Below are 8,789 nucleotides of genomic sequence, written 5' to 3' on the forward strand. Positions count from 1 at the left end.
CTTCGACCCTCAGCCGCCAACGGCGCCCGACCCCCACCGCAAACGCCCACCCACCAACCAACGGCGAACGGACGGTGCGTGGGTGGGCGACTCACCTCAGACTACGGACGTCCAGATGCCGAAGCACCCGGTCCACGATCTCCGGATCCGCCCCCGGCTCACTCCGCGCCGCCAACACCTCATGCCGAGCCGCGCTCATCATCTCCCCCTGGATCCGCCGCATCCTCTTCACCCGCTTCACCCGCTTCTCGTACGCCTCCCGCCGCTCCCCGTCCCCCACCTCGGGAGAGATCCGCACCCCGATGTCGAACGCCCGCCGCACCAACTGCTCGGACACCTCCTCCGGCAACTCCTCCACGTCCTCGATCTCCCGCAGCCGCCGCTTCGCGGCCTTCGCCGCCCGCACCGCCAACTCCTTCTCGAACGCCTTCTCGCTGTCGGTGTCGGCCCGCACCCCGAGCCGCTTCACCAGCCACGGCAGCGTGAGTCCCTGGAGCACCAGCGTCGCCATGATCACCCCGAAGGCGATGAACACGATCTCGTCGCGGTCGGGAAACGCCGACCCGTCCTCCATCGTCAGCGGGATCGCCAGCGCCAGGGCGACGGAGGCCACCCCGCGCATCCCCGCCCACCACATGATCACGGTCTCCCGCCAGGACGTCGGGATCTCCTCGTCGTAGTCCCGCTTGGCGTGCAGCCGTTTGGTCAGCCAGGTCGCCGGCAGCAGCCACGCCAGCCGTACGACCACCACGACCCCGACGATCGCCGCGGCCCAGCCGAGCATCTCGCCCCACCGCCCGGACGCCGTACGGATCGCGTTGTGCAGTTCGAGCCCGATGAGCCCGAACGCGACCCCGGTGACCAGCGTGTCCACGACGTCCCACACGGTCGCCCCGGCGAGCCGGGTCAGGACGTCGTCGGCACCGAGGGAGTACTCGGCCAGGAACAGCGCGGTGGTGAGCACGGCGAGCACCCCGGAGCCGTGCAGTTCGTCGGCCAGGACGTACGAGGCGTACGGCACCAGGAGGGTCAGCCCGATCTGCAGGGTGGCGTCGTCGAGGGCCGACATCAGTTTGTTCGTGGCCCATCCCAGGGCCACTCCGACCGCCACGGCGACGACGGCGGACAGCACGAAGTCGAGCCCGGCGCGCCAGGGGTTGAAGCTCCCGCTGACGGCGGCGGCGATCGCGACGTGGTAGAGCACGATGGCCGTCACGTCGTTGAAGAGGCCCTCGCCCTCCAGGATCGACACCAGCCGCCGCGGCAGCCCGAGTTGCCCCGCGACGGCGGTCGCGGCGACCGGGTCGGGCGGTGCCACCAGCGCGCCGAGCGCCACGGCGGCGGCGATCGGCAGGCCCGGCACGATCGCGCTCGCGACGGCGGCCACGGCGAGGGTGGTGACGAAGACCAGCGCCACCGCCAGCAGGAAAATGGGGCGGATGTTCGCCGTGAACTGCCGCCAGGACGTGCGCCGTACGGCCGCGTACAGCAGCGGTGGCAGCAGGAGGGGCAGGATCAGGTCGGGCGGGACGTTCACGTTCGGCACGAAGTCGGCCACCGCGAGGACTATCCCGAGGAGGGTCATGAGCACCGGCGCCGGCAGGCCGAACCGGTCCCCCAGCGGGACGCTCACCACGGCCCCGAGCAACAGGACGAACAAAAGGGCCAATTGATCCACGGTCAGGGCTCCGGCGGGATCTCGACGTTCACACAGCGGACGCCCAAGCCTGCCACGCCGCCTGCCCCACCAGCTCTTTCGACGCCCCTCGGCTGCAGAAGCCGGTTACAGCGCGCACCGCATCGCCCGGTGCGGAATGCCCGCGTCCGGGAACTCCGGGCCGTACGCCTCGTAGCCGAGCCGTTCGTAGAACCCCAGCGCGTGCGTCTGCGCGTGTAGGTCCACCGCGGCCAGCCCACGCGCGCGTGCCGCATCTTCGATGGCCCGCACCAGCGCGACCCCGACCCCGAGCCCACGCGCCTCTTTGGTGACGGCCAGCCGCCCCAGGGACCCCACGGTCGGGTCCCCGTCGGTCTTCGCCGCGGCCGCCTCGCCGTACAGCAGCCGCCCGGTGCCCAGCGGCGTCCCGTCCTCACGCACGGCGAGCACATGCGTCGCTACGGCGTCGTACGAGTCGTACTCAAGCTCCTGGGGCACGCCCTGCTCGACGACGAAGACCTCCTTGCGCACCGCGAAGCAGGCCTCACGGTCGGCCGGATCGTCGGCGACGCGCACGGCGTACGGCGTCGGACTCACGCGTACGTCTCCTCGCGCACCAGGTCCAGGGCCTGCTGGAGGTCGTCCGGGTAGCCGCTCTCGAACTCGACCCACTGGCCGTCGGCGGGGTGCTCGAAGCCGAGCCGGACGGCGTGCAGCCACTGGCGGGTCAGGAGCAGCCGCTTGGAGAGCGTCGGGTCGGCGCCGTAGGTCAGGTCGCCGACGCACGGGTGGCGGTGGGCGGCCATGTGCACGCGGATCTGGTGGGTGCGGCCGGTCTCCAGCTTCACATCGAGCAGGGAGGCCGCGCGGAACGCCTCGATGAGGTCGTAGTGCGTGACGGACGGCTTGCCCTCGGCGGTGACCGCCCACTTGTAGTCGTGGTTCGGGTGGCGGCCGATGGGGGCGTCGATGGTGCCGCTCGTCGGGTCGGGGTGGCCCTGGACCAGCGTGTGGTAGCGCTTGTCGACCGTGCGCTCCTTGAACTGGCGCTTCAGCGACGTGTACGCCCGCTCCGACTTGGCGACGACCATCAGGCCGGACGTGCCGACGTCGAGGCGGTGCACGATGCCCTGGCGCTCGGCGGCGCCGGACGTCGAGATGCGGTACCCGGCTGCGGCCAGGCCGCCGATGACCGTCGTCCCGGTCCAGCCGGGGCTGGGGTGGGCGGCGACGCCGACCGGCTTGACGATCACGATCACGTCATCGTCGTCGTAGACGATCTCCATGCCCTCGACCGGCTCGGCGACGATCTGCACGGGCGCGGCCGCCTGCGGCATCTCGACCTCGAGCCAGGCCCCGCCGTGCACCCGCTCGGACTTCCCGACCACCGAGCCGTCGACCGTGACCTTCCCCGCCGCGGCCAACTCGGCGGCCTTGGTACGGGAGAAGCCGAACATGCGGGAGATGGCGGCGTCGACACGCTCGCCCTCCAGGCCGTCGGGCACGGGCAGGTTTCGGATCTCGGGAACGGTGCTCACCCGGTCGAGTATGCCCGACGGGTCCGACACCGCCTTACCTGAGCCCGTGCCCTCAGTCCTTGTGGACGGTGCCGTCCGGGTCGAGACCGCGGAAGGAGAGCAGCACGATCAGGATGCCGCCGCACACGATCGCCGAGTCGGCGAGGTTGAAGACGGCGAAGCCCTTGGGCGCGATGAAGTCGACGACCTCGCCCTGGAAGATGCCGGGCGAGCGGAAGATCCGGTCGGTGAGGTTGCCGAGCGCGCCGCCCAGCAGCAGCCCGAGCGCGATGGCCCACGGCAGGCTGTAGAGCTTGCGCGCCAGCCGGGCGATCACCACGATCACGGCGGCCGCGATCATCGTGAAGATGACCGTGAAGGCCGCGCCGAACCCGAAGGCCGCGCCGGGGTTGCGGATCGCGTGGAACTCCAGCCAGTTCCCGAAGACCTCGATCGGCGCGTGGTGCTCCAGCTTGGCGACCACGAGCAGCTTGCTGACCAGGTCCAGGGTGTACGCGAAGGTGGCCACCACGAACAGCACGGCGATCCGGCGCCTGCCCCTGGGGGGCGACGCGGTGTCGCCCTGCTCCGGCTCGGCCCCCGCCGCCTCTGGGGTATCCGGCGTACCGATGATGCGCTCCGCCTCTGCCACGTGAGTCCCTCAACCTAGGTACCTAACTCTGGATGAGGGTACGGCACACCTGTCGGGAGCCTCAGTACCGGCGTTCCTGCTTCTGCTTGCACTCGACGCACAGGGTGGCCCGGGGGAAGGCCTGCATGCGGGCCTTGCCGATCGGGTTGCCGCAGTTCTCGCACAGGCCGTACGTGCCCGCGTCCAGCTTGCCCAGGGCGCGCTCGGTCTGGATCAGCATCTCGCGCGCGTTGGCGGCCAGCGCCATCTCGCTCTCGCGCGTGATGTTCTTGGTGCCGGTGTCGGCCTGGTCGTCGCCGGCACCGTCCCCGGAGTCCCGCATCAGACCGGCGAGGGCCTGCTCGGTGGACGTGATCTCCTCGCTCAGCCGTGCCGCCTCGGACTGCAACTCGGTGCGGGCCTCCTCGACCTCCTCGGGCGTCCAGGGGTCCTCGCCGGGGCGCACCGCGAGCTCGCCCGGCCCCGCCGCCGCGGCGAGCCGCGCCTTGGGAACCGCGGTCTTCGCCGCCGTGGCCGTGCCAGGAGTCTTCTTCGCAACCACCGTCGTGGCTCCCGTCTGCTCCGCGGCCTGCGCCGCGCCCGCCTTTGCCTTCTTGGCCGCGCTCTTCTTTGTGCCGGTAGTGCTCTTCGTGCCCGCAGTGCTGGTGGTCTTCGTACCCGTGGTGCTCTTCGTAGGACTGCTCTTCGCACTGCTGGTGCTCTTCGTAGAGGTGCTCTTCGTAGAGGTGCCCTCAGGGGCGGCGGTCTTCTTCGCGGCCGCTTTCCTCGTGGCCGTCTTCTTCACGGCCGTCTTCTTCGTTTCCGTGGCCTTCGGGGCGGCCGTCACCTTCGTAACCGCCTTCTTCGTAACCGCCTTCTTCGTAGCGGTCGCCTTCGCAGTCGCCGTCTTCGTAGCCGCCGCCTTTTTCGTTGCCGTGGACTTCGCGGCGCTCTTCTTGGCCACCGCCTCCTTGGCCACCGCCTTGTCGGCGGCCCCCGGTCTCTCGGACCCTTCCCCGGTCGCCTTCTTCGAAGAAGCCGCCTTCGTAGCGACCGCCTTCTTCGCCGCGGTCTTCTTCGTTGCGGTCTTCTTCGCCACCATGGCCGCGGCCCCTTCACATTTTGTGATCACGCACGCGAATCGTGCTGGGACGATAAATCGACTTGAGTCCCGCGGCAACGGGGCACGCCGCCCGATTCGTCCACCCCCCTGGCCTCGCGCGGCAAGCCTGCATGCGTTGTGCCCAGCTCCCCGCCGGGTAATCCGCCGAGCCCGACGCCCCGAAAACCGAACGCGCGTTCAGCGCCATTCGAGTCGTACGGCAGGTCAGGAAGCCCTCGGCCGAACCCCCGCCGGAAGCACCCCCGGAGACCCCCGCCAAGGCCCCCGCGAAACCGGTCGGCCGCTGTCCGCGCGGCCCCGTACACTGGGCGGAGCGAGAAGCGTGGATGGGGACGAGTAGCGGCGTACGCAGCCCAGAGCGACCCGGGGACGGTGGAAGCCCGGGGGCGAGCGCGACGTGAAGATCACCCCGGAGCCGCCGGAAGAAAGCCGCAGCACACCAGCCGCGGCCGGTAGACCCGGTATCGCGACCCCAATGAGGGGGCTCACTGGTGCGCGGGATGCACCGGGGAGCCAAGGAGGGTGGTACCGCGGGAGCGCGCCGCACACGGCGTACGGAAAGTCGTAGCTCTCGTCCCTCCGGACGGAAGGCAGAAAGTCCGCCGGAGGAAGCTCGCTGATGACAACGCCGACGTACCGCCAGGTGCCCGCCCAGGTCGACCTGCCCGCGCTCGAGCACGCCGTGCTCGACTTCTGGCGCGAGCAGAAGATCTTCGCCAAGACCCTGGACCAGTCCGAGGGCCGCCCCGAGTGGGTGTTCTACGAGGGCCCGCCCACGGCCAACGGCATGCCGGGCGCCCACCACATCGAGGCACGCGTCTTCAAGGACGTCTTCCCCCGCTTTCGCACCATGCGCGGCTACCACGTGGGCCGCAAGGCCGGCTGGGACTGCCACGGCCTCCCGGTGGAGCTGGCGGTCGAGAAGGAGCTGGGCTTCACCGACAAGCAGGACATCGAGGCGTACGGCATCGCCGAGTTCAACGCCAAGTGCCGCGAGTCCGTGACCCGGCACACCGACGCCTTCGAGGCGCTCACGACCCGCATGGGGTACTGGACCGACCTCGAAGACCCGTACCGCACGATGGACCCCGAGTACATCGAGTCGGTCTGGTGGTCGCTCAAGGAGATCTTCGACAAGGGCCTGCTGGTCCAGGACTACCGCGTCGCCCCCTGGTGCCCCCGCGACCAGACGGGTCTCTCGGACCACGAGCTGGCGCAGGGCTACGAGACGGTCGTCGACCCCTCCGTGTACGTCCGTTTCCCGCTCACCTCCGGTCCGCTGGCCGGCCGTGCCGCACTGCTGGTCTGGACGACGACCCCCTGGACGCTGGTCTCCAACACGGCCGTCGCCGCCCACCCCGAGGTCACCTACGTCGTCGCGACGAACGGCGAGGAGCAGCTCGTCGTCGCCGAGCCGCTGCTCGCCAAGGCCCTCGGCGAGGGCTGGGAGACCACCGGTGAGACCTTCACCGGCGCCGAGATGGAGCGCTGGACATATCAACGTCCGTTCGAGCTCGTGGAGTTCCCGGAGCCGGCGCACTACGTGGTGAACGCGGAGTACGTGACGGTCGAGGACGGTACGGGTCTGGTGCACCAGTCCCCCGCCTTCGGTGAGGAGGACCTCAAGGTCTGCCGCGCGTACGGCCTTCCGGTGGTCAACCCGGTCCGTCCCAACGGCACCTTCGCCGAGGACGTCCCGCTGGTAGGCGGTGTCTTCTTCAAGAAGGCCGACGAAAAGCTCACCGAGGACCTCAAGGACCGCGGCCTGCTCTTCAAGCACGTGCCGTACGAGCACAGTTACCCGCACTGCTGGCGCTGCCACACCGCGCTGCTCTACTACGCGCAGCCCTCCTGGTACATCCGCACCACGGCCGTCAAGGACCGCCTCCTCCAGGAGAACGAGAACACCAACTGGTTCCCGGACACCGTCAAGCACGGCCGGTACGGCGACTGGCTGAACAACAACATCGACTGGGCGCTGTCCCGCAGCCGTTACTGGGGCACCCCGCTGCCGATCTGGCGCTGCACGGACGACCACCTCACGGTGGTGGGCTCCCGCGCGGAGCTGACCGAGCTGACCGGCACCGACCAGTCGGCCCTCGACCCGCACCGCCCGTTCATCGACGCGGTCACCTTCCCGTGCCCCCAGTGCGCCGAGACGGCCACGCGCGTGCCCGAGGTCATCGACGCCTGGTACGACTCGGGTTCGATGCCGTTCGCGCAGTGGGGCTACCCGCACAAGAACAAGGAACTCTTCGAGTCCCGCTACCCCGCGCAGTTCATCAGCGAGGCCATCGACCAGACCCGCGGCTGGTTCTACACGCTGATGGCCATCGGCACCCTGGTCTTCGACAAGTCGTCGTACGAGAACGTCGTCTGCCTCGGCCACATCCTCGCCGAGGACGGCCGCAAGATGTCCAAGCACCTGGGCAACACCCTGGACCCGATCCCGCTGATGGACCGCCACGGCGCGGACGCGGTGCGGTGGTTCATGGCGGCGGGCGGCTCTCCCTGGGCGGCACGCCGCGTGGGCCACGGCACGATCCAGGAGGTCGTCCGCAAGACCCTCCTGACGTACTGGAACACGGTCGCCTTCCAGGCCCTGTACGCGCGCACGTCCGACTGGTCACCGAGCGCGGCCGACCCGGCCCCGGCCGACCGCCCGGTCCTGGACCGCTGGCTGCTTTCCGAACTCCACGCGCTCACCGACCAGGTGACGCAGGCTCTGGAGTCCTACGACACCCAGCGCGCCGGCAAACTCCTCTCCGCGTTCGTCGACGACCTGTCCAACTGGTACGTCCGCCGCTCCCGTCGCCGCTTCTGGCAGGGCGACAAGGCCGCGCTGCGCACCCTGCACGAGGTCGTCGAGACGGTCACCCAGCTGATGGCCCCGCTGACCCCGTTCATCACCGAGCGGGTCTGGCAGGACCTGATCGTCCCGGTGACCCCGGGCGCCCCCGAGTCCGTCCACCTGTCCACGTGGCCGGAGGCGGACCTCTCCGTCATCGACCCCGAGCTGTCCAAGCAGATGGTCCTCGTACGGCGCCTGGTGGAGCTGGGCCGGGCCACCCGCGCGGAGTCGGGCGTCAAGACGCGCCAGCCGCTGTCCCGCGCACTGATCGCGGCCACGGGCTTCGCCGCCCTGGACCGGGAACTGCACGCCCAGATCACCGAGGAGCTGAACGTCGAGGGCCTCGCCTCCCTGAGCGACGTCGGCGGCTCGCTGGTCGACACCACGGCGAAGGCCAACTTCCGCGCCCTGGGCAAGCGCTTCGGCAAGCGCGTCCAGGACGTCGCGAAGGCCGTGGCGAACGCGGACGCGGCCGCCCTGTCCCTGGCCCTGCGCGAGGGCACGGCGTCCGTCGAGGTGGACGGCGAGACCATCACGCTGGCCCCCGATGAGGTGATCATCACAGAGACCCCGCGCGAAGGCTGGTCCGTGGCCTCCGACTCGGGCGCGACGGTCGCCCTCGACCTGGAGATCACGGAGGAGCTGCGGCAGGCGGGCCTGGCCCGTGACGCGATCCGCCTGATCCAGGAGTCCCGCAAGAACAGCGGCCTGGACGTGGCCGACCGGATCGCCCTGCGCTGGACGTCGACCGACCCGGCGGTCATCGCGGCCCTGTCCGAGCACGCGGCCCTGATCGCCGACGAGGTCCTCGCCACCGACTTCGCCCAGGGCGAGGCCGACGACAGCTACGGCACCCCGTTCACCGACGAGGGCCTGTCCCTGGTGTTCCGCCTGCACAAGGCGTAGGCACCACCGGCACGGGAAAGGGCCCGGCCTCCTTCATGGAGGCCGGGCCCTTTCTCACGCCCAACGGTCAACTCACGTAAGCCGGCGATCAACCCGTACAAAAG

The 8,789-nt window shown here is 70.1% G+C and carries 6 protein-coding genes; 1 reads left to right on the plus strand and 5 read right to left on the minus strand.

Annotation, left to right across the window (positions count from 1 at the left end; all coding sequences use genetic code 11):
* Nucleotides 1-91 precede the first annotated feature (91 nt).
* The 5 genes from ACFWP5_RS50590 to ACFWP5_RS50610 form a co-directional block, all read right to left on the minus strand.
* Nucleotides 92-1,678 carry a Na+/H+ antiporter gene (locus ACFWP5_RS50590; protein ID WP_384173602.1) on the minus strand — a complete coding sequence of 529 codons (1,587 nt, stop codon included), beginning with the start codon at nt 1,676-1,678 and terminating at the stop codon, nt 92-94.
* 105 nt (nt 1,679-1,783) lie between these two features.
* Complete coding sequence (locus tag ACFWP5_RS50595) at nt 1,784-2,254, minus strand: GNAT family N-acetyltransferase (RefSeq protein WP_384173605.1); 471 nt, start codon at nt 2,252-2,254, stop codon at nt 1,784-1,786.
* Entirely contained in the window at nt 2,251-3,195 is a 945-nt protein-coding gene (locus tag ACFWP5_RS50600; RefSeq protein ID WP_384173608.1) for an RluA family pseudouridine synthase, read from the minus strand. Before ACFWP5_RS50600 ends, ACFWP5_RS50595 begins: the two co-directional genes overlap by 4 nt.
* Nucleotides 3,196-3,247: 52 nt before the next feature.
* Nucleotides 3,248-3,826 (minus strand): signal peptidase II, encoded by a 579-nt coding sequence (gene lspA / locus ACFWP5_RS50605; RefSeq protein WP_384173611.1) that lies wholly within the window; start codon nt 3,824-3,826, stop codon nt 3,248-3,250.
* Nucleotides 3,827-3,887: 61 nt separating this feature from the next.
* Entirely contained in the window at nt 3,888-4,907 is a 1,020-nt protein-coding gene (locus tag ACFWP5_RS50610) for a TraR/DksA family transcriptional regulator (RefSeq protein WP_384173614.1), read from the minus strand.
* A gap of 640 nt (nt 4,908-5,547) precedes the next feature.
* On the opposite strand from ACFWP5_RS50610, the gene ileS reads away from it, so the two are divergent.
* On the plus strand, nt 5,548-8,685 hold the full coding sequence (ileS, locus tag ACFWP5_RS50615; protein WP_384173617.1) for an isoleucine--tRNA ligase: 3,138 nt from the start codon (nt 5,548-5,550) through the stop codon (nt 8,683-8,685).
* Nucleotides 8,686-8,789: the final 104 nt, after the last annotated feature.

Origin of the sequence: Streptomyces sp. NPDC058469 (genome assembly GCF_042721125.1) — a bacterium.
Taxonomy (GTDB): Bacteria; Actinomycetota; Actinomycetes; order Streptomycetales; family Streptomycetaceae; genus Streptomyces.

Excerpts from the sequence above, each read along its gene's own strand:
- ileS (WP_384173617.1), top strand. The coding sequence starts at position 5,548 with ATGACAACGCCGACGTACCGCCAGGTGCCCGCCCAGGTCGACCTGCCC.
- ACFWP5_RS50610 (WP_384173614.1), bottom strand. The coding sequence starts at position 4,907 with ATGGTGGCGAAGAAGACCGCAACGAAGAAGACCGCGGCGAAGAAGGCG.